The following is a 24,612-nucleotide window of genomic DNA, read 5'->3' on the forward strand; positions in this document are numbered from 1 at the left end:
ATCCTTTCCAGCTTAAAGATAAAAACCGTTTAAGAAGGAGAGAACAGGAAACCCGCTCTCTCTTGTCCACCTTATTTGGGGTACATTTGGTTCATATACTCCTCGAACTGTTTCACCAATTCGTCGTGATCCTTGTTTTCTTTAGCCAGTTTTTCCTTACGCAAGCGCTCGCGGTCGTCCTGCTGCGGTTGGGTGTTTTCTTTCGGTTGTTCGTTTTCTTTTTTCGCTTTGTTTTCTTTTTCCAAATCCAACAAGCTGGCACGCGGTTTGGTGTCCGGGGTGATCAAGTAATGCCTGGATGTTTGCTCCAACTCTTCGCGATGCCGTTCCAGGCGTTTTTTGGTCTGGCTTTCCAAAAGATCCCGTTGTTGCTGCAGCAACTCCTCTTGGCGTCTTTTAAATTCTTCCTCTTGTTTTTGCAGCAAAGACTTCGCCATCTCTTCAAATTCTTTTTGCAACTTCTCCCGTAATTCTTCTTCTTTTTTCTCCAAATCTTTTTGCTTCTGTTCCCACTTGATCCGTTCTTCTTCCACTTTGGCCAATTCTTTTTGCAGCCGCTCTTCTTGTTCCAATGCGATGCGTTCTTGCTCGAGCCGCTCCTGTTTCAAGCGCTCTTCTTCCTGACGGGCTTTTTCTTCTTCTTCTTTTCGTTTTTGTTCTTCAAGCATGCGTTCTCTTTCCGCAATCTCCCGTTCCCAATTCTCCCGCTGTTCCGGCTCTTCAATTTGTTGTTTAAACTCTTCTTTCTGCTTTTGCAACAACTCTTGTTCCCGTTTTTCAAATTCCAGCCGCTGACGCTCCAGCAACTCTTGCTGGCGCTTTTCCAATTCTTTGCGCTGTTTTTCCAAGGCTTCTTTTTGTCTCTTTTCAAATTCTTCTTTCAAACTTGCGATATAATCTTCTTCCTGTTTCTTCTGTATTGTTTCAGGTATATCGGATGTGACCTTCGCGGCCTCCGCCTTTTTTGTTTCTGCCGGTTCTTGGGGTTCAGAAGCGGAAGAAACCGGGGTATCGGTTGTGGATGGCTGATGTTTCACTGGAGATTTTCGGGGTTTGGGGTCCTTCTTTTTCTCCCCTCCGCTGCCAAACAAACGGTCCAACAGTCCCACTTTCTCATACTGCTTGATATGGGACAAGACCGAATCAGGCGAGTCGTTTTGCAAGCTCCGTTGAATTAACCGCACCATCTTTTTCGATGCCTTGAAATCGTTCGGCAATCTTTGAATCGGCTTATCCACGGGTTCGCCGGATAAAAGGGAATAAAAAAAGGTTCCCCAATCGAGTATGTTTTTTTGTGCCGTAATGGTTTCCGTACCGCAAAATAACACCTTCAGCTCCTCATTATGTTCCGTCACCCCGATATTTCCGGGATCCAAAAGCAAATACATCCGCATCGGTTGCGCCCTCAAATCCTTTTCCAACCCAAGCAGTTGCTTTCCCCATTCGACCAGTTTCGCCTCTTCCACCTCATGATTGGCAAAAACCTCCCGCAAAGGCAGGATGGGAACATAAGGGCGGACAAATACGATCGAACGGTCTTCGGCATACACATCTTCATAAGGAATCACCAACGGATGTTCAAAGGAGCGGTAGTGCGCAATCGCACGGGAGATCGGCGCTTGTTTTTCCAAACGGGATGACTGCAAGTAGTAGCGTTGCGAACCTTTTCGGGCAACCGCCAGTTCACCGTCAAAAAACCGGACGACATATTCGATTTGATATAAATCTCTATAACGCTCACCGACTTGAAATCTGAATGACAAGATACTTCGCCTCCATCTTCCGTTCCCAAAATATATATAAACTCCGAAAAATCGACATATATACCCAATTTCAGCATATCACAGGATGATTCACAGAGACAATCCTCCCTAGGCATTTTCTGTGCATCACGTTACAATTAAAAAAGGGACTTGTTTCGTCAGTAAAAAAAATATGATGCATGGTTCCTGCACATGACGTCGTTTTTTCAAATCGTCATCAAATGTCACAAAGGAGACGAAATGGGGGATATTCTTGAATATACAGCAATCGGAAAAACTTTATCAGGAAGCATTGGATGTCATTGTCGGCGGTGTCAACAGCCCGTCACGGTCTTTTCGTGCAGTGGGAAACGGCACGCCGATCTTTATGAAAAAAGCACAAGGCGCTTATTTCTGGGATGAAGATGGAAACCGGTATATCGATTATCTCGCGGCTTTCGGCCCGATTATTTTGGGGCATGCCCATCCGGTGGTGACGGCGGCGATTGTTGAACAGGCCGCCAACGGGGTGTTATACGGAACGCCGACGGAAAAAGAAGTGCGTTTTGCAAAAATGTTGCGGGAAGCCATCCCGTCCATGGAACAAATCCGCTTCGTCAACAGTGGAACGGAAGCGGTCATGACAACCATCCGTTTGGCCCGCGCTTATACCAACCGCACCAAAATCCTGAAATTTGCGGGCTGTTACCATGGTCACTCTGACTTGGTTCTGGTGGCCGCCGGCTCAGGCCCTTCCACCCTCGGCACTCCCGACAGCGCCGGTGTGCCCGTCAGCATCGCCAATGAAGTGATTACCATCCCTTACAACAACATCGAAATCTTGGAAGAGACCATGGAAAAATGGGGAGACGAAATCGCCGGCATCTTGGTCGAGCCGCTGGTCGGAAACTTCGGGATCGTCCCGCCCCAACCGAATTTCCTAGAAACCATCAACCAATTGGCCCATCAAGCAGGCGCCTTGGTCATTTATGATGAGGTGATCACCGCTTTCCGCTTTCATTACGGCGGAATCCAGGATTACTATCATGTGGAGCCGGATCTGACCGCCTTGGGCAAAATCATCGGCGGCGGACTTCCCATCGGGGCTTATGGCGGAAAAAGAGAAATCATGGAAAAAGTCTCCCCGATGGGGCCGATGTACCAAGCGGGAACGATGGCAGGAAATCCGTTGTCGATCTCCGCGGGCCTGGCATGCATTGAAACCTTAAAGCAACCCAACACCTACGAACGACTAGAAAAAATGGGCAAAACATTAAACAACGAGATTTCCCGTTTGGCCGACAAATATGGCTTGAACATCACAATCAATCAAGTGGGGGGAGCATTGACCGTCTACTTCACCGATCAGGAAGTGACCGACTACGAAGGAGCCCAAGCAGCGGACAGTAAACAATTCGGACAGTTTTTCCGGCTGATGCTGGAAGAAGGGGTTTACCTTGCTCCATCCAAATACGAAGCTTGGTTTTTGACAACCCAGCATTCGGAAGAAGACATCCAATTCACTTTACGTGCCGTCGAACGGGCTTTCAAAAAAATGAAACCGTAACATTGTGGAAAAGGTGATTCGATGGAACGAAACGAACCTGTCACGATCTATGAAAAAATCGGGGGAGCAAAGAAAGTCCGGCAATTGGTCGAAGCATTTTACCCGCGTGTCATCAAACATCCGCTTTTGAAGCCGATCTTTCCGGAAGACATCCTCCCTGTGATGGAAAAACAATACTTATTTCTTACGCAATTTTTCGGGGGCCCCCCGCTCTACAGCGAAAAATACGGACACCCCATGCTTCGGGCACGCCACATGCCTTTTCCCATCACCCCGGAAAGAGCCGAAGCCTGGCTGGAATGCATGAGCCAGGCATTGGATGAAGTGGAGATCGGCGGGAAAATCAGAGAAGCGATCTGGAGCCGTTTGGTCTTGACGGCCCACCACATGGTGAACCAACCTTCCAACCGGCAACCGTAAACAAAAAAGCTCCGGAAACTTGTCCGGGGCTTTTTTAATCCAACCACTGACGCCACCATTTTTTCAGCACCGACAAAATCTCCACCCAAACGCCTTTTTCCGCGGAATCATTGCCTTTGTTGGCATCCGGTCGCCGGTCATTGTTCGGATTGATGTGGCCGGGATCAAAGCCGATCAACTCTTCACAAGCCAATCCATCTTGGTCACTGTCCAAGCCATCGATATTCAGATGTTTGGATCCGCCTTTTTCTTCAAAATATTTCTGCGACTCGCTCCAGTTCTCAAATGAATGACAGCCCATCTCATTGGCCCAGGTTTCACCGCTTGACAACAAAAAAGAAACCAAAAGAATCCATCCGCATACCGTCCATCTTCGCAACCATCTTTCCCCCTTTCCAAAACCCGTGTCGCGTCATCCCAAATCAACAGCCGCCTCATTCCATTTATACTCTTTGAAATTAATTTTTTCCAATCACAAAGATTGCCATCTGTCCGCAAGAATTCATTTTGTTGCCAGTTACTCAAACACAATTTACCCCTTTTTAACGACTCCGTAAACATCCCGCAAAAACATGAAAAAAGAAGGAACTTGATTAAAATTATTCCGTTTCTGCCCCTTTATCGTTTGCAAAATCCGGCTGTTTTTTCGTGTGATCCGATCATTCCGTTCTGTAATTTAGATTAAAATCCCGTTTTTTTGAAGGAAACCCCGAAGAAATGCAGAATTATTTTATCCCGACATATTTATCCATTGATTATGATGAAAAGGCAGGGAAACAAATGTTTAAGAGTCAACCCCCCAACAAAACGCTGGAGAATGGAACGGCAACCATTGAAACGATTCAACTGGGAATCGCAAAGCAATCCATTATGATACGGGGCCAAGACACCAGCCATCCAATTCTCTTGTTTTTGCACGGGGGTCCTGGATTTGCGCCAATCGGGTTTATGAGGCATTATCAAGAAGAACTGGAAAAGCACTTTATCGTGGTTCATTGGGATCAACGGGGAGCCGGAAAATCTTTTTCCGCAAAAATGGATCCAAAAGCCATCAATCTTGACCAGTTCGTCTCAGATACTCATGAATTGGTTCAAATCCTCTTGGAACGCTTTAAACAGAAAAAAATCTATTTGGCTGCACACTCCTGGGGCAGCATCATCGGAGCACGCTTTGCCAAAAAATATCCGTCTTTGCTCCACGCCTACATCGGCATCGGCCAAATGACCGATGTGCAAAAAAGCGCACTGCTCTCGTATCAGTTTGTATTGATTCATGCCCGACACAACCGGAAATTCTTGGCGATGCGTGCTTTGAAACGCATCGGCTATCCACCATATAAAGATTTGCGCCATGTGCTTGTACAACACAAGTGGCTGACTCGTTTCGGGGGATTGATTCGGAAGGGAAACCTTTTTCAATATTTGGCCAAAGGGTTCTTTTCTTCGGAGTATACACTTTTGGACTGGATTAAATGGATCCGGGGCTATCGGACTTCTTTCAAACGGCTCATGCCCCAACTGCTGCAAGTCAATCTTTTTGAAGAAATTCAAGAACTGAAGGTTCCGGCTTATTTCTGTGTGGGCCGTTATGATTTTTACTCTCCTTTTGAGCTGCAGGAACAATTTTACGAGCAGCTTGATGCCCCCGTAAAAGACATGATTTGGTTTGAAAATTCGGCGCATGCGCCTCATCTTGAAGAATCATCTTCGTTCCTCGTTTTGCTTTTGCGTGTCAAAGAAGAAAGCTTGTTATTCCAACAAAAAAAACTCCAAAATCAATCACATAAAGCGGCAAACGGCAAAGCCGGGGAACCGACCGTCAAACACGCGCCTTAAACCGGCTTGGCCCGGATCTTGAATTTCTCATTTTTTACAGTAAACCCGTCAAAATTTTGCGTTCTTTTCCATCGTGGCCGGTTATTGCTTTGTAATCATCTGAAATCTCTTGTGACTCTACAAAAAAAGGCTTTAGATCTCATGGGAAATATGAGAAAATAAGCTTAAGAGAAATTGATTGCTTCAATCAATTCCTCCTTAGCGGAAGTGGGACACCACAAAACCGAATAAGGAGAGGATGATTCTGTTGAATTATAAAGATGATTTGCATGGTGAAGACATTCTTTTGCCCGCTAACAAAACGGCTCCTTGTTCAATCTGTGGGAAAGAAGCATACTATGTTGAAATCAGCTTTGAATCCCCCATTTGTTCAAAAGAATGTGCAAAGCAAATGTGGAAAGAATATGTGGACACACAAGTATCCAGGAAATACAAAACGTTCAGTGATTTTTTATGAATATGCATAAACGATGAAAAACACCGCATAGTCCAAGCTATCGGTGTTTTTTAATTTTTGTCCTTTCACGGCCGGGTTCCCTGCACATGAAGAGGACCAATATTCATTTTTTTCAAAGGAATCGAATTCTCCATTTCCGCTTTTTGATCCACAAACCGGTATTCCGGCAGGAGTGTTTTTTTCTTTAAATCAACAGGCATCATAATCATGGCTTCCCCGTTGACATCCACCACTGCATAAGGCCTTGGTTCCTCCATGAACACCATATATTCCTTTTGGTTTAAAGCAATCAAATAGCCACAAGCCCTGGAAATGGAAATCACCAAAACCATGAAAATCAGCCCGGCAATGAACCATTTTCGCTTGGAAACCATCCGGATCAACGCATATGTAAAAGCAACATACAACAAAAAGAAAAACAAAAGCACTTCCACCGAATAATGGAACTCAAAATCCAACCGCAACCCGAGCATAAATGCCACCGCCCCGGGCAAAAAAACGGGTAAAACCCATTTTCCATACCGGGCCACGATCGGGTATTGCAAATAGGCCAAAAGCACAAGCGACATGATCACAAACGCAAAAATGGAGAGAATGATGGCATTTAACCCCACACTCGCATAAAGGGCAGGCAATCCAAAATAAGCCTTGTAACTGACATCGGACAAATAAGCCGAAAAATAACCCAGTCCGGTGACCGCCCCGATGGCAATTCCCTCAGACACTTTCATAAAAGGAATGGAGCGCAAAAAGGTCTTTGGGTTGGTTAGGAGTTGATCTCTCAACAGATTATTCATGTTTCCTCCTGTTTTTTCGAAACGTGATCAATTTAACATAAAATAAATGATTTTTAATCTATAATTCTTTTATATATCCAGAGCCATTATATACAAAAACAAAAGCCTCTTGCTATCCAACAAGAGGCTTTTGCAATGACCTTTACATCAAAAAGATTCCCACAGCACTGATGACTGCGAAGAAAATGCCTGCCACAATAAATATCCTGTAGAAAGCCGTTCCTTTTTGATCCAGATGCATAAACGTAAACAACTGCAAAAACACCTGCACCGCACCCAAGATCAAAAGAACCGGCAAGACCAGGTGTTCCGGTGCCACATCGGTGGCGACCAGGTAAAAAGCAGCCGCTGTCAACACGATCATCACGGCAAACGAAATGAGATGCTTCGTCACGCGCTCTGATTTATGGGCAGACTGCTCGTTTGAAGACTGACTGACTTGTTGTGCCACCGTTTAGCCCACCTTTCCCAAAAGATAAACCAGGGTAAAGATAAACACCCAAACCACATCAATAAAGTGCCAATACAAACTGGAAAGGAACAATTTTGGCGCCGTTTCCTTTGTGATCCCACGTTTGGCTGCCTGAATCATCAACCCCGAGATCCAGAAAAGCCCGAATGTGACGTGCGCACCATGGGTACCGACCAGGGCATAAAAAGCGGAACCAAAAGCACTGCTCATGAAAGTATGCCCCAAGCTCACATAATGAATGAACTCATAAATTTCCAGCACCAAAAAAGCCAGACCAAGCAGAACCGTGATTCCGAGCCATACCAGTGTTCCTTTCAAATGGCGCTGGTTCATTTTCACCATCGCAAGCACACTGGTCAAACTGCTTGTCAAAAGAATTGCCGTGGTGACCGCAACCAGTTCCAAGTCAAACAACTCGGTACTGTCCGGTCCGCCCATGTTTTGGCTGCGAAGAGCCAAATAAGAACCAAACAAACAAGCGAACAAGACGGTTTCGGCTCCTAAAAAGAGCCAAAAGCCCAAGACTTTGTTTTTCCCTTCCAGCGTGGCCGTTTCCAAATGTTGAGGCTTTTGGGCCGCTTCCGTTTGGGCTGCCATTATGCCTTAACCCCCTTTTCTTTGTCAATTTCCTCCGGATCGATATGATAGCCATGATCCTGCTCAAACGAGCGCATAAACATGGCAATGAAGACGACAATGATCCCGATAATCGCCGCGCTGAAATCGCCACGGGCAATGAATCCCAAACCGGCTACAAACAAGCCTAATGCCATCAAAAGAGGAATATAGGTCGGGGATGGCATATGAATGGGGCCCAACGGTTCAGCCGGTTGCATTTCTTTGTTTCCGGCCTGCTTTTCAAGCCACCATGCATCATAACCACGCACCAAAGGCGTTTGTTTAAAGTTATATTCCGGAGCCGGCGAAGGAATCGACCATTCCAAAGTCCGTCCATTCCACGGGTCTCCCGATGCTTTTTCGCCTTTTTTGAAAGTCAGAACAATATTCAGTGCAAACGCGATCGTACCAATTGCCATGAAGAGTGCGCCAATGGTACTGATGAAGTTCAAGGTTTCCAATCCGGCCCCTGCCTGGTAGGTAAACACCCGGCGCGGCATACCGAACAGTCCCAAGAAGTGTTGCGGGAAGAAGGTCAGATGGAAACCGATAAAGAAAGTCCAGAAGTGAACTTTACCCAATTTTTCGTTTAACAGTTTCCCGAACATTTTCGGCCACCAATAATAGGCACCGGCAAATAATGCAAAGACGGTTCCTCCGACTAATACATAGTGGAAGTGCGCCACGACGAAATAAGTGTCATGGTATTGGAAGTCTGCAGGCGGCGAAGCCACCATTACCCCGGTCATACCCCCCATCACAAAGGTGGGAATGAACCCGAGGGCAAACAACATGGCGGTTTTAAAGCGGATTTCCCCTCCCCACATGGTAAACAACCAGTTGAAGACCTTGATCCCCGTCGGAATCGCAATGGTCATGGTCGCAATCCCGAAAATGGAGTTAGCAACCGGTCCCAGTCCAACGGTAAACATATGGTGAACCCACACCATGAACCCGAGGAAAGAAATCAAAACCGTTGCAAAGACCATGGAGGTATATCCGAACAAGCGCTTTTTCGAGAACGTGCTGATAACCTCGGACATGATTCCAAACGCCGGCAAAATCACAATGTATACTTCCGGATGCCCGAAAATCCAGAACAAGTGTTGCCACAGCACGGCGCTGCCGCCCATCGTGTAATCGAAAAAGTTCGCACCAAACAAGCGGTCAAACATCAACAGCAACAAGCCGACAGTTAATGGCGGCATGGCAAAAATGATCAATGCGGACGTTGCAAACGTCGTCCATGTAAACAGCGGCAATCTCAAGAATGTCATTCCGGGAGCCCGCATGTTGATAATGGTCACCAGGAAGTTGATCCCGCTGAGCAACGTCCCGATCCCGGAAATCTGCAAACCGATCACATAGTAGTCCACACCCGGTCCGGGGCTGTATTCATTCAAAGCCAATCCCACATAGGAAGTCCAACCGGCATCGGGTGCACCCCCAAAAATCCAGCTGAGGTTTAAAATGACTCCACCCGCTGTAAAAAGCCAGAACCCGAGTGAGTTCAAAAACGGAAACGCAACATCACGCGCACCGATTTGAAGCGGAACCACCACGTTCATCAATCCGAAAATCAAAGGCATTGCTGCAAGGAAAATCATCGTGGTTCCGTGCATGGTTAACACTTGGTTAAAGGTGTCGCCAACAATAAAATCGTTATTGGGCACGATCAGCTGCAACCGCAGCAACAAGGCTTCAATTCCCCCGATGACAAAGAAAACGATCCCGGAAATAAAATACATGATCCCGATTTTCTTATGGTCCACCGTGGTAAGCCATTCCCAAACTTTGCTCTTCTTTACGAGACTGAGTAAATTTTTATTATAGCCTCCCGTAAAGATCGCCCATATGAAAAGAGCAAAGACGATCAATATTAAGAGCGTACCCATGGTGTTCCCTCCTTCTAACGTGATCCGTTACGATACGATGTGTGAAAAGTTATTTTCTGCTCATCAAATACTCCACAAGCGCTTCCATTTCTTGCGGTTCTAAATAGTCAATTTTCGGCATTTGCGCACCCGGTTTCACCGCAGTCGGGTCTTTCAGCCATTTTTTCAGATTCTCTTCGTCATGCGGCAAAATCCCTGCAATGGTGGAACGTGTTCCAAACTTGGTCAAATCCGGACCTTTGATGTTTTTGTTTGTTCCGGCATGACAACCCAGACAGTTTTGGTTGAACAATGCTTCCCCTTGTTTTTGCTGGGCGGTTTGAACGGTGGACGGTTGTTGCATTTGTGCCACCCATTTGTTAAAGTCGCTTTCTTCTTGAGCGATCACTTTAAAGTCCATTAAAGCATGGCCCGCTCCACACAATTCTGCACATTTCCCTTGATAAACACCCGGTTCTTTCGCATCCAACGGCAAGGTGTTTGTGCGTCCTGGAACGACGTCCACTTTTCCGCTGAGCGCGGGTACCCAGAAGGAGTGCAGAACATCTTTTCCTTCAATAATCAAATTCACTTTTTTCCCTACCGGGATATGTAGCTCTTGGGCTGTTTTGATTCCCAGGTCAGGGTACTGAAACTCCCACCAATACTGATACCCCGTCACCTTTACCGTGAGGGAGTCTTCCGAAGCTTTTATTTCCGACATGTTAAACGTGTATTTGACCGTCGGAATTGCCAATATCGTAAGCAAAATGATCGGAATAGCAGTCCAGACGATTTCCAGAACATTGTTTCCATGAACTTGTTCCGGCATCACATCTTTGCCTTTCCGTTTTCTGTACCGGATCAGCACGTAAATATAGATGGATATAACGACAGCAAAGACGCCCAACATGATGAATAAGGCTAATTTAATCATATCAAGCGACATCTCACCTGATGTCCCTTTCGGTTTCAAAACACTGAACCCGTCAACCCCGGAACATCCAGTGAGAGCCAGAGACATAAGTGCGAATAAACTTAATACTCGCCATGCGCCTTTTCGACTCACCACATTTCCTACCTCGCTTTCTGTAAGGTTGATCCGACCCCGATCAACCGAAGCCGGACCAATCATTTTCACAGTGCATCAAATCTATTTATATCAAGCTCATGATAAGCACTGTATCGTATTTATAAAATGCGCATCAAATCACGAATCAAAACATCGATCACCATCGAAAGCAAAATCACCGTCAAGTAAATCAAAGAATAAAAAAACATCTGATTTGCCCACTTGATATCATCTTTTGCAGAAAAGCCGCGGATGGATAAAACGACATAAATCCCACCCAGCACAAGTGACACAATCAGATAAAACCAACCCAAAGTCCCTGTGTAAAACAACAAATAAGAAGAAGGGAGCAAAAGAATCGTAAAGAACAGTGTTTGTTTCTTGGTCTCATGAAACCCTTTGACGACCGGCAACATCGGAACTCCTGCCTGACGGTACTCTTCCACACGCCGCATCGCAAGGGCAAAAAAGTGAGGAGGTTGCCACATAAACAAAATGAGAAAGAGTGCCCAAGCATTCAAATCGATGGCCGGATTGGCCGCAACCCAACCGATCATCGGCGGAACAGCTCCTGAAATCCCGCCAACCACTGTGTTTAAAGTACTGGTTCTTTTTAACCATAAACTATAAATCAAAACATATACCATTACCCCGATAAATGCAACAAATGCAGCAAGAATGTTCACACCGACAGCCAATAACATGAGTCCCAAAAGGGTTAATGTCAGACCATACCATAAAGCGGTAGCCGGTTTGATTCTTCCGTCAGCCACCGGGCGGCTCTTGGTACGTTCCATCAACGGGTCAATGTCCCGGTCGATAAAATTGTTCAATGTGCAACTGCCTGCAATCGTAAGTGCGGTTCCGAGCAAAGTCAGGATCAAAGTGACCAGATTCAAATCCGTCAATCCCGCCGCTACAAAATACCCTGCAAACGTGGCAATCAAATTACTCTTATTAATCCCCGGTTTCGTAATTTCTATATAATCACGCCAGGAGGCTTTATTTTTCGATTCCACAGAATCTAACATCTGCTCAGATGCGGTTTGCTCGGACACAGTATGGTTCACCCGTACAAACCTCCTTTCTACCAAGAAACCATCTTCAACTGGAAATGACTGTTGAAGAAAGGGAACAATATAATTTAACATAATACAAACAAAGAAAAAAACACAAATTCCTTTACATGCTCTTTTGTTCTCTTTCTCGGGCATGTTGCAAAAAAAGAGATACTTTTTGCCTAATTACCATCATCATTTTAGATGATAGAACCCCTTCGTGCAAGAGCAGGTAAAAGCGCTGCCGTGCGATCAAACAGTTTCCTTCATTTTTTATTATTGCCCTCGCGGCCCTTTTTTCTGCAAAAAACCTTTTCACTCATTAGTCTAATCGATTGTTCCAAGCGGAAGATGACATATTTGTGAACATTTTTCCCGGCCTGCAACGGCAATGGAAACCAAATGGCCGGCTTATCCAAAATAAGGTTTTTTAATGGGTGGATTATGAAATAATGGGTTTGTTTTTCAACCATTTGACCGCTTCGAGGCAAGTGCCGGATTCAACCGGAATTTGCCTTAACTCATCCATCAGCATATATACATGCTGAAGGCCGGAAGTTTCCCCGACTTGCCGGGCTTTTCCTTTTGCCAATTCTTCCAGGTTGTTTAATCCCGGCCCTTCGTCACGGACTTGAATCTTCAACCCTTTGCGTCCCCCTTCTTCCTTTACCGGGGAAATGGTCAAAATCCCCTTGTCAGCATATTGCACCACATTTTGGGCCAATTCCGACATGGACTGGACAATCCGCGATTGTTCCAGTTCGTCAAAACCGATTTCCTTTGCCATTTCCCTCACTTCACTCCGTATGTGGAAAATATCCTCTTCTGCATGGATCTCAAATCTTTTCTGCATGTTTCCCCTCCATCACGTGGTAAGCTTCCGGTCCGCTTCCGCCGATGTCCCGTGGTCGAAGTTTTGCACCCGGTAAAGCTCGGCATATTTGCCGTTTCGGCGCATCAATTCATCATGTGTGCCGTGTTCGATCAACCGGCCATGGTCAATGACAAAAATCTGGTCGGCATGGGTAATCGTCGACAAGCGGTGGGCAACGATCAAAGTGGTGCGGTCTTTGGCCAAACGCTCCAAAGATTCCTGGATTAAGTGCTCCGTTTGCAAATCCAGTGCCGAGGTTGCTTCATCCAAAATCAGAATGGACGGGTCTTTCAAAAAGACACGGGCAAGCGCAATCCGCTGCCTTTGCCCTCCTGACAATTTAATGCCCCGTTCGCCAATTTCAGTATCGTACCCTTGGGGAAGCTCTTGGATAAAGTCATGGGCATTGGCCGCTTTGGCCGCCTCAACAATTTCATCAAAGGATGCATCCACTTTTCCCAGCCGGATATTTTCGCTGACCGTCCCGCTGAACAAGATGTTTTCTTGCAAAACCATCCCGATTTGTTTCCGCAAACTGTTTAAAGTAAAAGAGCGGACGTCACGGCCATCGATGCGGATTTGTCCTTGATCGACATCATAGAAACGCGGAATCAGGGAAATAAAAGATGATTTTCCTCCGCCGCTTGGACCCACCAATGCAACGGTTTGTCCCGGAGCGATTTTCAGATCAATGTCTTCCAACACATAATCCTGATTCTCGTGGTAACGGAAACTGACATGGTCAAAGATAATTTCCCCCTTAACCCGTTCAACGTTTTTAGCATCCGGCAAATCGGTGATGTCATAAGGCTCATCCACAAACTCAAACACCCGGTCCATCGATGCAAAAGCCTGGGTCAGTGTGGTTGAAGAGTTCACCAAGCGCCGGATCGGGTTGTAAATCAATCCCATGTATCCGTAAAAAGCCGTCATTTCACCAATGGTCAGCCGTCCTTGAACCACCAGGTAACCGGACACGCCAATCACCAGAATGGGGGCCAGATCGGTGATGGTATTGATGGCTGCAAACGTTTTGGCCACCCAGCGGGTTTGGTTGAGGGCTTTGTCCAAGAAATGCCGGTTTCGCTGTTCAAACTGTTTCTGTTCGTGATTTTCCAAATGGAACGCACGGATGACTGAAATGCCTTGGACCCGCTCATGCAAATGCCCTTGCAATTCAGCCAAAGCCTGTGAACGCTCTTTGGTGGTTCTTCGCATATTTTGGAAGAAGTACTTGACGGAGATGGCATACAACGGAAAGACTGACAAAGAAATCAGTGTCATCCACGGATCCAGCCAAAGCATGAAACCGACGGCAATAAGCAGGGTGGATAAATCCAGCCAGATATTCATCATGCCGGTAATCACAAATTCTTTGGTTTGTTCCACATCGTGAATGACCCGGGAAATGATTTGCCCCACTTTGTGATTTTGGTAATACCGCAAGGATAACTTTTGAATATGATCAAAAAGTTTGTTGCGTATGTCAAATAATACTTTGCTTGCAGTCCATTGGGCAAAGTATTGCCGGAAATATTCCACCGGAATTCTGATCACCGTGAACACAAAAAGGGCCGCCAACATCACCCACATCAATTTTTGTATCTTATCCTGAGCCGGCAACGATGACAAAAGCAAATCATCCACCACATATTTCAAAAGCAGTGGAAGAAGCAACGGAATCCCGAACTTCACGATCCCGATGATCATCGTCAGAGTGATTTCTTTCCAATATGGCTTGACAAATTGAAGATATCGCTTCATGCTACCCATTTCTTTCAACCCCTGTATGTTAAGAACTGACTTCTATTATAACAGGGTACAAGAATCGGATCACCAATAAGGGGAAGATCTCCCCTTTCGTCCGTACAGACAACCATTGCAAAACATACATGGCAAAAAACACCGGCCCCTTGAACAAGGGACCGGTGTTTTATCCATCAGTGACGGGCTTTTTCCAAAGCCGGCAACAATTTCGGATTCAGGATTTTGATGTAGGTTCCTTTCATTCCCAATGAACGGGATTCCACAACCCCGGCACTTTCCAGTTTGCGCAGAGCATTTACGATGACGGAACGTGTAATTCCCACACGGTCGGCAATTTTGCTTGCGACCAAGAGCCCTTCCATGCCATCCAATTCGTTGAAAATGTGTTCAGCCGCTTCCAACTCGCTGAAGGACAGGGAGTTGATGGCCAGCTGTACAACCGCACGGCTCCGTGCTTCCTCTTCAACTTGGCCGGCACGCTCACGCAAAATTTCCATTCCCACGACGGTTGCCCCATACTCTGCCAAGATCAAATCGTCTTCTTCAAATTTATTGTTCAGACGGGACAATACCAATGTTCCCAAGTGGTCACCGCCACCCATGATCGGAACAATCGTGGTGTACCCGTTTTTGAACATCTCTTTCATTTCAGTCGGATAAGCCGTGTACGGGCTGTCCACATCCACGTTTGTCATGGATTTGTCAACTTCCATGAGCAATTTTGCATATTCCGGCGGGAATTCACGGGTTTTCAAATACTGATTCATCCGTTCATTCTCGACGTCATGGTTGATCGCCATTCCCAACAGTTTTCCTTCAGGCCCGACGACATAGATGTTGGCGCCGATAATGTCACAAAGCGCTTCTGCAACCTCATCAAAATCCACCAGGTTGTGACCTGCGTTTCTTTGCAAAATTTTGGAAATGCGTCGTGTTTTGTTCAATAGATCCATATCCATAACCTCCAAGTTCATTTTCTTTGATTCTTGTATGTTTATGGGCCGTCCTTTTGACCGTCCAAAAGACGGGTTATTTTTAACGGGATTGAATTCCGGGGAAAATCAATAAAAGTAAACACTTACCTATTATGCGACATTTAAGCAATTACGCAATTTCAATTCTGTGAACAATTTTCGACTTTTATACCTATTCCAAATTGTTTCCTTTATGGCTTTAAAGGGAAGAACCGGACAAAGACCGCCATAAGATCCGTTCCACTTTTCCATTGATCAATTCGCAGGGAACAAATCCCACGCTTTCATAACGGCTGTCTTTGCTGGCATACCGGTGCCGGTTATCTCCCATGACGAATACTGTCCCCGGCTTTACCCGGACGGGTCCGAAATCCCCGTCTTCGATCTTGGTGTCAATATACTCTTCGACTGCTTTTTTCCCGTTCAGGTATAAATATCCATTTTTCACTTCAATGATGTCCCCTCCGACACCCACCACCCTTTTCACCAAATAACGCCCGGGATTGGATGGATCTTGAAACGTGACGATATCTCCCCGTTTTGGTTCATTCCACAAGAATGTAAATTTGTTCACAAGGAGATAGTCCCCGTCATGAAGTGTCGGCTTCATTGATGTCCCGTTCACAACGGATAGTGCAATCCCGTAATGGTTGACCGCCCAGGAAAACAAGATTGCATAAATGAGCACAAACACCCATTTATACAATCGTTTCACCAAGTCCATGTTCATTCACTCCATCATCTACCCCCAATTCTCGCAAGGTACCGGTGATACCGGAAGGAAGCAGACGCGGAGCAAAAGGTTTCTGACGACACGGTGAAGACAAAGAATGAATCTTTTTTTTTAAAAAAGAAACCTATTGCCAAACCAAGGAATTTTCACTCACATCATCTTGTTCTACCACTTTTCCCCTGTCAATTGCAAGCATAAACCCAACATTTGTTAACAAAATGACGTATTTTTGGCAAATACACCCAAAAACACGCAGTTTTATCATCCGCTCCTCCGATGGCATCACCGTCTTTTTTGGCTCTTTTCCATTCCTCTCAATGAAGTTTCTAGTCTTTTTATTTCCAAAAATAACATAAAATAAAACACCCAAAACTCTGAATTTAATTTTTTTCTGTAATAAAGAAAAATCCCTTACAAAATCAACTTCAGGGAAAACCGGACTCCGGCATGAAAAAGAGTCCATGAACCCGCCTTGTCATGGACTCTCAACATTTCAATAAGAAGCATGTTGTTTGCCCAATTCACCGGCCCGCTTCGCCGCCTTCAGCACGGCCGCTTTCACCGCTTCGTCAAAGCGATAATCCCTTAATGCCTGCAAACCGGCCATGGTGGTGCCTCCGGGAGATGTGACTTCTTCACACAACTGCCTGGCATTTTTTCCGCTTTCCATGAGCATATGTGCCGCTCCCAGCAAAGTTTGAACCGTTAAGATCCGGGCTGTTTCCGGATCCAAACCGGCCGATACCCCGGCAGACTCCATGGCTTCCGTCATGGTATAGATATAAGCCGGACCACTTCCCGACAGGCCCGTCACGGCATCCATCAAAGCTTCTTCCACCATGACCACCAAGCCGATAGTGGAAAAAATCTCTCTTGTGATCTCAACCGCTTCCCGGGTCGCCCGGCTTCCCTTGCTCATCGCCGTGGCCGATCGCCCCACCCGGCAAGAGGTGTTTGGCATCACCCGCATCACCGAAACGCGATTTTGTAAATAATTATCAATGAATTCCGTGGTGATTCCCGCCACCGCAGAGATTAAAATTTGTCCGTCCTGTAAACGCTCTCCCCATTTTTTCAACACTTCGACCGTATCTTTGGGTTTTACCGCAAGAATCACAATCTCTGCCCCGGCCACATTTTCTTCGCTTTGCTTCGTCCAATCAAGCCCGTATTTTTGACATATTTCTTTGATGCGCGTGCGGTTTTGCCGGTTCACCATGCTCACTTGATGCGGCTTCACCTTCTTCTCCGTGATCAGCCCTTCCAAAATCGCTTCCGCCATGGATCCGGCGCCGATAAACCCGATGGTCTTGTGTGCAAGCATCAAAAATCCCTCCTCTTTGTTTCAAAATAAAAAACCTCTTTTCGCCTAAAGGACGAAAGAGGTTTGTCTTCCGCGGTACCACCTTTGTTGGCACATCCATTGTGCCCGGCTTTTTATCTGTAACGGGAAAACCCGGATAGATTCATCATCTTCCGCATACAAGGGTGGGTTCAAACAGACAACACCGGCAAAGCCTCTCAACCGGCGGGCTTTACTCTCTGTACGGCTTGTCATGTTTTACTGGCCCTCGTCATCGCGTTTCCAACATATATCGGTTGTACGAACGGTTTTTTCTCACTGATCATGAAATTCTGCTAACTATTATGAATCATTGCGATCGGGATGTCAACCGGAGATCACGGCCCGGCCCCCACCCCGGCAACCGTTTTGAGCTTGCAGAAAAGAGAAAGCAAAAAGCAAATGCATTCATTCAAACACATTTAATAATTTTTTGATGAATCATTAAAATTTACATAACAAAAACAAAACAAGAAAGCCGGTTCATCTTTTCAAAAAAGCGGAACAGGCAAAAAAATAAACCGTTCAAATAATTTTAATTTGAAAGCGCATTCAAAGTGTAGTAATCTTAACTTAAAACAGATATCCTTAAATAGGCTTGGGGTCCAAAAAAGGATTTGGACACAAAAAAATCTCTGCCTTTCGGCAGAAACTCAAAGCATAAAAAATTATGAAACGGTTTGACGCCTTTGAAAGACAGAATACAACTCTTTTTCCAAGCGAGTGGAGCAACTATTGGTATAGCCGAGATGTTGATAAAATGGGAGCAGTTTTTTCGTTCCTTCATCGACTGTGATCCAAATCCTTTTGACTCCTTTTTTCCAAAAACGATGTTCCAACTCACGGACCAACATGGTGCCAATTTTTCTCTTTTGATGGTCAGGATGGACAGCCAGACAATAAAAAAAGCCCGTTTGTTGATCAATCGTACCAACAATCGCACCAACCACTGTTCCTTCTTCTTCAGCCACGATCACCAAATCCCGGTCCAAGCTGATTTGTTCCGCCAACACTTGCAACGTTTCTTTTTCCTGCTCGCGAGAAGCTGTCATTTGCCAAATGTTTGATACATCATGTACATCTGACAATCGAAAAGAACGTAAGCGTATCATTTTTTCCCCCCGCTTCAGATCCCATTCTCGGCTTATTTATTTTACCTCAAGAACTAATTTTATTTCAATCCATTTCATTTCCAATCGGATTCATATCTTCAGCCGCATACCAAAGCCACGGGACAAACAAAAGGATGGCAGCCCCCTGCCAGAAAACCACCGCAGAACCGACCCACCGCACCAAGACCGCCCCGGTCAGAACCATGACCCAAACCAGCAACGACCACCAATGAAGCAAGCGGGAAAGGCCCGATGACCGGAACATCACGGCGGTATAGATCAACCCGCCGACGGCCCAACAAGAGGGGACAAAGACGCTGATCGCGGGGACAAGTAAATGTTCCCAATCATCCAGATGATGAAACAAGAGCGGATTGGTTGTCTCCCAAGCCATTTTCATCAGCAATGGATAGACAAACATTTGTATAAAGACATGGATGAATAAGGAAAGGCTGCCCATCAATTGAATAAACCAACCCCACTGCAAAATCACGCGATATTGCCGGTCGAGGGTGAACAACAAGATGGTGAAAACGGCCAGAATGGACAAAACGGCAATCAGAATGCTAATCCAGGAGATCGTCACCAGGACCTCATTCGCCTGCATAAAACGAAACCGTCTGAGCCAGGACCCCTGAGACAGTTGGAAAAGAACGAACATGACAAAAAGAACGGTGACAAAATGAAGAAGAGCCGACCCGCGGAATACCCATAAAAACCAATGCTTGCGAACCCCCACAGACACATGTTTCATCACTTACCACCCCCGCCGGAACACTCAGAAAACAGCAAAATTTTCCTTTTTCTTTATTTTATCCTGCCCCCTCTTCTTTCAATCACTTTTTTCCAGATCTTTTTATTTTTGTTGTGATTTGCAAAACGCATTCCTTGCGGATTCACTTTGGTGCATAACCGGTATAAATCATGCATGCCGCGCAGTTGTTCCATAAGCAAAAAGGACTGACCACCCGGGTCAGCGTCAGCCTCTGAATTCGTCTTGCAGGGACGTCTTCCCGTGAATGTGAAATTCCTGATTGAAGGAGAAGAAGAAATCGGCAGTCCTCATCTCATCCCTTGTTTACAGAGATACAAAAAAACGTTTTCAATGCGATCTGGTGCTTATTTCCGACACGGCCATGTTGGATGAAAACCAACCGGCTGAACAAAAAACACCCTTTGACCCGTTCATCTTGGCCGAAGGGTGTTTTTTGTTTAAGACTGCGGCACTTCCTTTCCGCTCTGATCAACGACCACTTCCGTAAAGGATTCGGGTGCCGGCGCCACATTGCGCTTTTTCACTTTGGCTCCGGGAACCGTATAAACATTTGCCGTCAGTTCCCCGCCGTTGATAAAGATCCTCAAAAGAATCGGAGCATCCAGATTGTTTTGGAAGCGGAAATCCGGACCGCCCCATGAAACCGTGGCATCCCGGCCTTTGGGCACATAATCGACATCTGCACTGTGATGGACCACTCTCAACATTTTCAATCCGGCACGGTCCGTACTGTTGTATAACGTGGAAGAGACTTGGCAAATGCCTCCGCCAATGCCTTCGGTATATTCTCCTTTGACAATCACGTGAGCGGTTTTATATCCTCTTGCTTCAGTGCGCTCTCCCACCACTTGGTTGAATGAAAATTTTTCGCCGGGCAACATGACCAAATTATGAATCTCATTGGAGGCCAGCTGCATATTCGTGGTCCGGTTGACGTTTCCTGGGTTGAATTTGGTGGTGTAGCTTCCGATCAAATTTTTATCCACTTGGCGCAAATCATTGCTGGTCACCTCCGGTTTCACCTCAACCATGGGGATCGTATACGGTTGATTCAAGGAAGCATGCCAATTATTCAGCCATTCCTTCATTTTTTCCACATCCATGTCTTCTCCGTATTCTCCCTTGATCAGGGTCTCCCCCCAACGGTTGTTCTCAAACCGGGCATTCTTCGGTTCGACACGCACTTCCTTGCGGACGCTGTCCAACCATTCGGTTAATTTTTTCATATCCACACTTTCCGGACTTTTTCCATCATAACCCAATTGCCACAAATCCAACTCGTATTTTTTGTCCTCATGTTGCAAAATCAGTTTGGCCGGATCTTTCTTTTCTTCCTCCGTTTGAACCGCAGCAACTTCTTCCGTCGTCCCTGCCGGACCGTAAACACCAAAGCCCAGGATCGCCACCACCGTCATGGATGCGATGATGGTGCTCACCAAAATCTTTTTGGGACGGGGAGTGTTTTTGATTTCACTCTTGATCCTTTCCCGGATTCCTCTTTCCTGCGGCACGCCGGCCGGGGTCCCGTCCGCTTTCTCATTTGGTTTGTTTTGCTCATTGCTCATTGCTTCCGGTTTCGCATGGGCTTGTTCAGCCTTTGCATGCTCTTCAGCCCCGGTCGGGGAAAATGCCCCCGGATCGCCAAATGCCTGCTGCTCTCCGCTTCCTGTCCCTTCCGGCTTCTTTCCATCATCCACACGGATCTCCAACTCAGATTTTGTTTCAGAGGAATGTTCCTCATGCTTCTTCTCTTTTTCCTCCACAATCACACTCTCCCTTTTATCATCCATCCGTCAGACTTTTTTTCGTTCTGTTTTAAACGCTTTGTGGTAAACATTGGCCCAGGTTTTTTCTTCTCTTTTCTCTTTTTCCAGCCATGACCATGACGTTGGCAAATCAAAGCCGGTATTTTTAAGCTCCACTTCCACCACCGTCACCTTCCAATGGCGATGGCTGAAAACATGTTGAAATTCTCCTTTGATTATATAATTTAAAGCAGGTATTCGATTTTCTTTGCAAAATTTTTCTATGATTGTCAAATGATGATCTCCTTTGGGGATCTCAAAGGTCGGCAAACCCCAAAGCCCGGCAAGCAATCCTTGTTCAGGCCTTTTCTCCCCGATAAACAAGTTTTGATGTTGAAAAAAGACCATCACCATCTCTTGTTGCACCGGCGGTTTTGCCTTTTTTTTGACCGGAAGTTGTTCTTCCATCCCTTTTTCATAGGCTTCACACACCGAACGAACCGGACAGAGCAAGCAGCCGGGTGATACCGGAGTGCAAATGGTTGCCCCCAAATCCATCAACGCCTGGTTGAAATCCCCCGGGGCTTCTTCCGGCATGACACGCTCCACCAGAGACTCCATCTTTTTCCGGGTGGTGCCGGATGCAATATCCTCTTCGATGGCAAACAAACGGGAAAAAACGCGCATCACGTTCCCGTCCACAGCCGGAATTTTTTGGTCAAACGCAATGCTTAACACCGCTCCGGCGGTATAAGTGCCAATTCCTTTTAATTTTAAAATGGATTTTTTATCTGAAGGGATTTTCCCATCGCCTTCATGAACGATTTGCTTGGCGGCTTGGTGCAAATTTCGTACACGCGAATAATAGCCCAAACCTTCCCAAGCCTTCAGCACTTGTTCTTCGGGGGCATTGGCCAGATCTTCCACCGTGGGAAACAGCTTCATAAACCGTTCAAAATAAGGGATCACCGTATCGACGCGGGTTTGTTGCAGCATGATTTCGGAAACCCAGATTCGGTAAGGGTCTTTGTTTTTTCGCCACGGCAAATCTCTCTTGTTTTGTCCGTACCACGCCAGTAATTGTGTCTGAATAGTATGTCGTTTTTCTTCACTGATGGATAAATGTTTATCAATATCGCGACTTTTTGGCAATCAGTGTCCTCCTTTAGCATGAATTCGGTTCCAAAGGTTATAATCTGAATGAGATGATACAGAAAATCCTGTTATTAACATCATACACGACCTGACCCCAATTTGTATAAATGAATTTTAACGTTCCTTTAAACTATGGACAGTAGTTGCTTTATTAAAATAAATTTTATCGATTACGTCAATCTTTTCATTATAAAAATCTGATAAAATTTGTTCAGTCTGTCCCGGAGGGGGGTCTAAGAATGGATACAGGAACCCATTTTGTGATGGGGGTGGGACTTTTCGGATTGGCTCAATTGGATCCGGCGGTCACAACCGATCCTGAAACAATGAAATCGGTGCTGTTGGCAACCGTGATCGGATCTGAAATACCGGATATCGATACGCTTTACCGCCTGAAAGGGAATGCCAAATATATCCGGAATCACCGGGGATTCAGCCATTCATTGCCAATGCTTTTGGTTTGGCCCGGTCTCATCACCCTTGGGCTTTTTCTTCTGCTACCGGAAATAAATGTGTTACACACGTTTTTATGGAGCTTTCTTGCCGTCTTTATCCATATCTTTATTGATTTGTTTAATTCCTACGGAACCCAGGCGTTCCGTCCGTTATCCAGAAACTGGGTGGCTTTTAACGTTTTGAACATCTTTGATCCTTTCATTTTCTCCCTTCATCTGGCCGGATTTGCCTTGTGGTGGATATGGCCGGCTCAAAGCGGAAAAATCTTCCTTCTGGTCTATTTGGCAATCGCCGGTTATATTGCGCTCCGGTTTTGGCAACAGCGAAATCTGCTCCGGATGGCACAAAAACAAGTCAATGTGCTCGGCAGATACACTCTGACCCCCACTTTTCGCTGGAATGTGTGGAATTTGATCGTTGAAACCCCGGAAATGGCAAAAGTGGGTGAAATTCGGAGTAAACGAATCCATTGGACCGGCCGTTTTCCGACCAAAGATATGCTTCATCCGGCCGTCAAGGAATCGAAAAAGGCCGAACCCATCCGTGCTTTCCTTTCTTTTACTTCTTACGGATATCCCAAAGTCTTTGAACGTCCCTACGGTTATGAAGTCCGCTGGCTGGACGTCCGGTACCATTATAAAAGGCATTATCCCTTTTTTGCCATTGCTTTACTTGACCATCAACACCAGATCTTTTACGCTTATGTTGGTTGGATGAGCAGAGAACAATTAGATAAAAAAACAAAACAATTCATTTCATAAATTCGCTTGATGAAACCGGAGGAGAAGTAAAAGAATGAATGGAATAACGGAACAAACATTGAATACACAAATTGCGGCCGCCGGGGAATTGGCAGTGCAAACCAAAACCCTGTTGACCCGGATGATTGAAGATCCGATGTCTTACATTGTCCTTCCAGCCGGTCAAATTGCGCTCATCGTTGTTTTGACGATCGTGGCACTTCGCTTTGTCGACCGGATTGTGGATAAAATTTTTGACATCAGCCGGATGGAATCCAAAAAAGCGCAAACCCTCCGCAAGTTGATCAAATCCATTGCCCGTTATGCCATTTACTTTATATCCGCACTCACCATCTTAATCAATCTCGGCTTTGATCCGCTGCCTGTGCTGGCCGGTGCCGGGGTTCTGGGCTTGGCGGTCGGTTTCGGGGCACAAAATCTGATCCGGGATGTCATCAGCGGATTTTTTATGATCTTCGAAGGACAGTTGGAAGTCGGCGATTATGTGGAAATCAACGGTCAAATCCGCGGAACGGTCGAAGAAGTCGGCCTCCGCATCACCAAAATTCGTGAATTTAACCAACGGCTGCATTATCTCGCGAACGGTAACATCAACCAAGTGACAAATTACAACCGGGATCAGATGCGGGCCATTGTCAACGTGACGGTTCCTTATGAATCCGACTTGTCAAAAGTGAATGAAGCATTGGAAGAGGTTTGTGCAAACATTCAAGAAAAGTTTGCCTCTTCTCTGATTCAAGAACCGGAAATCATGGGGATCACCACGATGGATGCAAGCGGGGTCACATTCACTCTGACCGCCCTCAGCGAACCGGATCAATTTTGGGCACTGGAAAGGGCGATCCGAAAAGAAACCATTCTTGTTTTGCACAGATACAAAATCGACTTCGCTTATCCGCGCAGTGTGGTATATCACTTAGAAGACGGACAAGAAGCGAAACTGGTCAAAGAAGGCTTGGAAGTGTAAGGAAATACAATCAGCCCCTCCTTTTTGAAGGAGGGGCT

At 45.9% G+C, this 24,612-nt stretch carries 24 protein-coding genes; 6 read left to right on the forward strand and 18 right to left on the reverse strand.

Annotation, left to right across the window (positions count from 1 at the left end; all coding sequences use genetic code 11):
* Nucleotides 1-71 precede the first annotated feature (71 nt).
* Nucleotides 72-1,763: a coiled-coil domain-containing protein gene (locus FA954_RS12710; protein ID WP_037996149.1), complete on the reverse strand. Its 1,692-nt coding sequence runs from the start codon at nucleotides 1,761-1,763 to the stop codon at nucleotides 72-74.
* A 253-nt stretch (nucleotides 1,764-2,016) separates the two neighbouring features.
* On the opposite strand from FA954_RS12710, the gene FA954_RS12715 reads away from it, so the two are divergent.
* Together FA954_RS12715 and FA954_RS12720 are read left to right on the forward strand one after the other, a co-directional pair.
* Complete coding sequence (locus FA954_RS12715) at nucleotides 2,017-3,309, forward strand: glutamate-1-semialdehyde 2,1-aminomutase (RefSeq protein ID WP_037996150.1); 1,293 nt, start codon at nucleotides 2,017-2,019, stop codon at nucleotides 3,307-3,309.
* 21 nt (nucleotides 3,310-3,330) lie between these two features.
* Nucleotides 3,331-3,729, forward strand: coding sequence for a globin domain-containing protein (locus FA954_RS12720; RefSeq protein WP_049719600.1), 399 nt, complete (start codon nucleotides 3,331-3,333; stop codon nucleotides 3,727-3,729).
* A 34-nt stretch (nucleotides 3,730-3,763) separates the two neighbouring features.
* On the opposite strand, the gene FA954_RS12725 is transcribed toward FA954_RS12720, so the two are convergent.
* Nucleotides 3,764-4,108: a hypothetical protein gene (locus FA954_RS12725; protein ID WP_037996151.1), complete on the reverse strand. Its 345-nt coding sequence runs from the start codon at nucleotides 4,106-4,108 to the stop codon at nucleotides 3,764-3,766.
* A 338-nt stretch (nucleotides 4,109-4,446) separates the two neighbouring features.
* On the opposite strand from FA954_RS12725, the gene FA954_RS12730 reads away from it, so the two are divergent.
* Together FA954_RS12730 and FA954_RS12735 are read left to right on the forward strand one after the other, a co-directional pair.
* Nucleotides 4,447-5,565 carry an alpha/beta fold hydrolase gene (locus FA954_RS12730; protein ID WP_052186752.1) on the forward strand — a complete coding sequence of 373 codons (1,119 nt, stop codon included), beginning with the start codon at nucleotides 4,447-4,449 and terminating at the stop codon, nucleotides 5,563-5,565.
* Nucleotides 5,566-5,812: 247 nt separating this feature from the next.
* On the forward strand, nucleotides 5,813-6,022 hold the full coding sequence (locus FA954_RS12735; protein WP_131470860.1) for a hypothetical protein: 210 nt from the start codon (nucleotides 5,813-5,815) through the stop codon (nucleotides 6,020-6,022).
* 65 nt (nucleotides 6,023-6,087) lie between these two features.
* On the opposite strand, the gene FA954_RS12740 is transcribed toward FA954_RS12735, so the two are convergent.
* The 16 genes from FA954_RS12740 to mutY all read right to left on the reverse strand — a co-directional run bounded on the left by FA954_RS12740 (nucleotide 6,088) and on the right by mutY (nucleotide 22,387).
* Nucleotides 6,088-6,819: a YfhO family protein gene (locus FA954_RS12740; RefSeq protein WP_138615178.1), complete on the reverse strand. Its 732-nt coding sequence runs from the start codon at nucleotides 6,817-6,819 to the stop codon at nucleotides 6,088-6,090.
* A gap of 142 nt (nucleotides 6,820-6,961) precedes the next feature.
* The gene (locus FA954_RS12745) at nucleotides 6,962-7,270 is read right to left on the reverse strand and encodes a cytochrome C oxidase subunit IV family protein (RefSeq protein WP_049719597.1); all 309 of its coding nucleotides are present in this window, start codon (nucleotides 7,268-7,270) and stop codon (nucleotides 6,962-6,964) included.
* Between the two features lie 3 nt (nucleotides 7,271-7,273).
* Nucleotides 7,274-7,888, reverse strand: a complete 615-nt coding sequence (locus FA954_RS12750) for a cytochrome (ubi)quinol oxidase subunit III (protein ID WP_037996154.1) — start codon at nucleotides 7,886-7,888, stop codon at nucleotides 7,274-7,276.
* The gene (ctaD, locus tag FA954_RS12755; protein WP_231564615.1) at nucleotides 7,888-9,657 is read right to left on the reverse strand and encodes a cytochrome c oxidase subunit I; all 1,770 of its coding nucleotides are present in this window, start codon (nucleotides 9,655-9,657) and stop codon (nucleotides 7,888-7,890) included. Before ctaD ends, FA954_RS12750 begins: the two co-directional genes overlap by 1 nt.
* A gap of 196 nt (nucleotides 9,658-9,853) precedes the next feature.
* Nucleotides 9,854-10,807 (reverse strand): cytochrome c oxidase subunit II, encoded by a 954-nt coding sequence (coxB, locus tag FA954_RS12760; RefSeq protein WP_049719596.1) that lies wholly within the window; start codon nucleotides 10,805-10,807, stop codon nucleotides 9,854-9,856.
* 167 nt (nucleotides 10,808-10,974) lie between these two features.
* Complete coding sequence (gene cyoE, locus FA954_RS12765; protein WP_231564613.1) at nucleotides 10,975-11,925, reverse strand: heme o synthase; 951 nt, start codon at nucleotides 11,923-11,925, stop codon at nucleotides 10,975-10,977.
* A 430-nt stretch (nucleotides 11,926-12,355) separates the two neighbouring features.
* Nucleotides 12,356-12,766 (reverse strand): ATP-binding protein, encoded by a 411-nt coding sequence (locus FA954_RS12770; protein ID WP_037996158.1) that lies wholly within the window; start codon nucleotides 12,764-12,766, stop codon nucleotides 12,356-12,358.
* A gap of 12 nt (nucleotides 12,767-12,778) precedes the next feature.
* A complete protein-coding gene (locus FA954_RS12775; protein ID WP_052186753.1) occupies nucleotides 12,779-14,560 on the reverse strand; it encodes an ABC transporter ATP-binding protein in 1,782 nt (593 codons plus the stop codon).
* Nucleotides 14,561-14,727: 167 nt separating this feature from the next.
* Nucleotides 14,728-15,507 carry a GTP-sensing pleiotropic transcriptional regulator CodY gene (codY, locus tag FA954_RS12780; protein ID WP_037996159.1) on the reverse strand — a complete coding sequence of 260 codons (780 nt, stop codon included), beginning with the start codon at nucleotides 15,505-15,507 and terminating at the stop codon, nucleotides 14,728-14,730.
* Between the two features lie 220 nt (nucleotides 15,508-15,727).
* A complete protein-coding gene (gene lepB, locus FA954_RS12785; RefSeq protein WP_049719594.1) occupies nucleotides 15,728-16,252 on the reverse strand; it encodes a signal peptidase I in 525 nt (174 codons plus the stop codon).
* Between the two features lie 133 nt (nucleotides 16,253-16,385).
* Nucleotides 16,386-16,724 (reverse strand): hypothetical protein, encoded by a 339-nt coding sequence (locus FA954_RS12790; RefSeq protein WP_138615179.1) that lies wholly within the window; start codon nucleotides 16,722-16,724, stop codon nucleotides 16,386-16,388.
* Nucleotides 16,725-16,754: 30 nt separating this feature from the next.
* Complete coding sequence (proC, locus tag FA954_RS12795; protein WP_037996166.1) at nucleotides 16,755-17,585, reverse strand: pyrroline-5-carboxylate reductase; 831 nt, start codon at nucleotides 17,583-17,585, stop codon at nucleotides 16,755-16,757.
* A 686-nt stretch (nucleotides 17,586-18,271) separates the two neighbouring features.
* Nucleotides 18,272-18,715: a GNAT family N-acetyltransferase gene (locus tag FA954_RS12800; RefSeq protein ID WP_082240699.1), complete on the reverse strand. Its 444-nt coding sequence runs from the start codon at nucleotides 18,713-18,715 to the stop codon at nucleotides 18,272-18,274.
* Nucleotides 18,716-18,779: 64 nt separating this feature from the next.
* Nucleotides 18,780-19,469 (reverse strand): hypothetical protein, encoded by a 690-nt coding sequence (locus FA954_RS12805; protein ID WP_138615180.1) that lies wholly within the window; start codon nucleotides 19,467-19,469, stop codon nucleotides 18,780-18,782.
* A 458-nt stretch (nucleotides 19,470-19,927) separates the two neighbouring features.
* Nucleotides 19,928-21,280 (reverse strand): VanW family protein, encoded by a 1,353-nt coding sequence (locus tag FA954_RS13910; RefSeq protein ID WP_220214893.1) that lies wholly within the window; start codon nucleotides 21,278-21,280, stop codon nucleotides 19,928-19,930.
* A gap of 3 nt (nucleotides 21,281-21,283) precedes the next feature.
* Nucleotides 21,284-22,387, reverse strand: a complete 1,104-nt coding sequence (gene mutY, locus FA954_RS12815; protein ID WP_206760065.1) for an A/G-specific adenine glycosylase — start codon at nucleotides 22,385-22,387, stop codon at nucleotides 21,284-21,286.
* A gap of 242 nt (nucleotides 22,388-22,629) precedes the next feature.
* Between mutY and FA954_RS12820 the strand changes: the two genes are divergently transcribed.
* On the forward strand, nucleotides 22,630-23,607 hold the full coding sequence (locus FA954_RS12820; RefSeq protein WP_037996171.1) for a metal-dependent hydrolase: 978 nt from the start codon (nucleotides 22,630-22,632) through the stop codon (nucleotides 23,605-23,607).
* A gap of 34 nt (nucleotides 23,608-23,641) precedes the next feature.
* Nucleotides 23,642-24,574: a mechanosensitive ion channel family protein gene (locus FA954_RS12825; protein ID WP_052186758.1), complete on the forward strand. Its 933-nt coding sequence runs from the start codon at nucleotides 23,642-23,644 to the stop codon at nucleotides 24,572-24,574.
* Nucleotides 24,575-24,612 lie beyond the last annotated feature (38 nt).

It is taken from the genome of Thermoactinomyces vulgaris (assembly GCF_005886755.1).
GTDB classification, from domain to species: domain Bacteria; phylum Bacillota; class Bacilli; order Thermoactinomycetales; family Thermoactinomycetaceae; genus Thermoactinomyces; species Thermoactinomyces vulgaris.

Bases quoted from the DNA above. Each gene is read 5' to 3' on its own strand.
- FA954_RS13910 (WP_220214893.1), bottom strand. From the start codon at position 21,280: ATGGATGATAAAAGGGAGAGTGTGATTGTGGAGGAAAAAGAGAAGAAG.
- FA954_RS12720 (WP_049719600.1), top strand. From the start codon at position 3,331: ATGGAACGAAACGAACCTGTCACGATCTATGAAAAAATCGGGGGAGCA.
- FA954_RS12805 (WP_138615180.1), bottom strand. From the start codon at position 19,469: ATGAAACATGTGTCTGTGGGGGTTCGCAAGCATTGGTTTTTATGGGTA.
- FA954_RS12740 (WP_138615178.1), bottom strand. From the start codon at position 6,819: ATGAATAATCTGTTGAGAGATCAACTCCTAACCAACCCAAAGACCTTT.
- FA954_RS12790 (WP_138615179.1), bottom strand. From the start codon at position 16,724: ATGGACTCTTTTTCATGCCGGAGTCCGGTTTTCCCTGAAGTTGATTTT.
- FA954_RS12730 (WP_052186752.1), top strand. From the start codon at position 4,447: ATGCAGAATTATTTTATCCCGACATATTTATCCATTGATTATGATGAA.
- ctaD (WP_231564615.1), bottom strand. From the start codon at position 9,657: ATGTATTTTATTTCCGGGATCGTTTTCTTTGTCATCGGGGGAATTGAA.
- FA954_RS12775 (WP_052186753.1), bottom strand. From the start codon at position 14,560: ATGGGTAGCATGAAGCGATATCTTCAATTTGTCAAGCCATATTGGAAA.
- codY (WP_037996159.1), bottom strand. From the start codon at position 15,507: ATGGATCTATTGAACAAAACACGACGCATTTCCAAAATTTTGCAAAGA.
- FA954_RS12750 (WP_037996154.1), bottom strand. From the start codon at position 7,888: ATGGCAGCCCAAACGGAAGCGGCCCAAAAGCCTCAACATTTGGAAACG.
- FA954_RS12825 (WP_052186758.1), top strand. From the start codon at position 23,642: ATGAATGGAATAACGGAACAAACATTGAATACACAAATTGCGGCCGCC.
- proC (WP_037996166.1), bottom strand. From the start codon at position 17,585: ATGCTTGCACACAAGACCATCGGGTTTATCGGCGCCGGATCCATGGCG.
- FA954_RS12800 (WP_082240699.1), bottom strand. From the start codon at position 18,715: ATGATACGCTTACGTTCTTTTCGATTGTCAGATGTACATGATGTATCA.
- FA954_RS12820 (WP_037996171.1), top strand. From the start codon at position 22,630: ATGGATACAGGAACCCATTTTGTGATGGGGGTGGGACTTTTCGGATTG.
- coxB (WP_049719596.1), bottom strand. From the start codon at position 10,807: ATGTCTCTGGCTCTCACTGGATGTTCCGGGGTTGACGGGTTCAGTGTT.
- FA954_RS12770 (WP_037996158.1), bottom strand. From the start codon at position 12,766: ATGCAGAAAAGATTTGAGATCCATGCAGAAGAGGATATTTTCCACATA.
- lepB (WP_049719594.1), bottom strand. From the start codon at position 16,252: ATGGACTTGGTGAAACGATTGTATAAATGGGTGTTTGTGCTCATTTAT.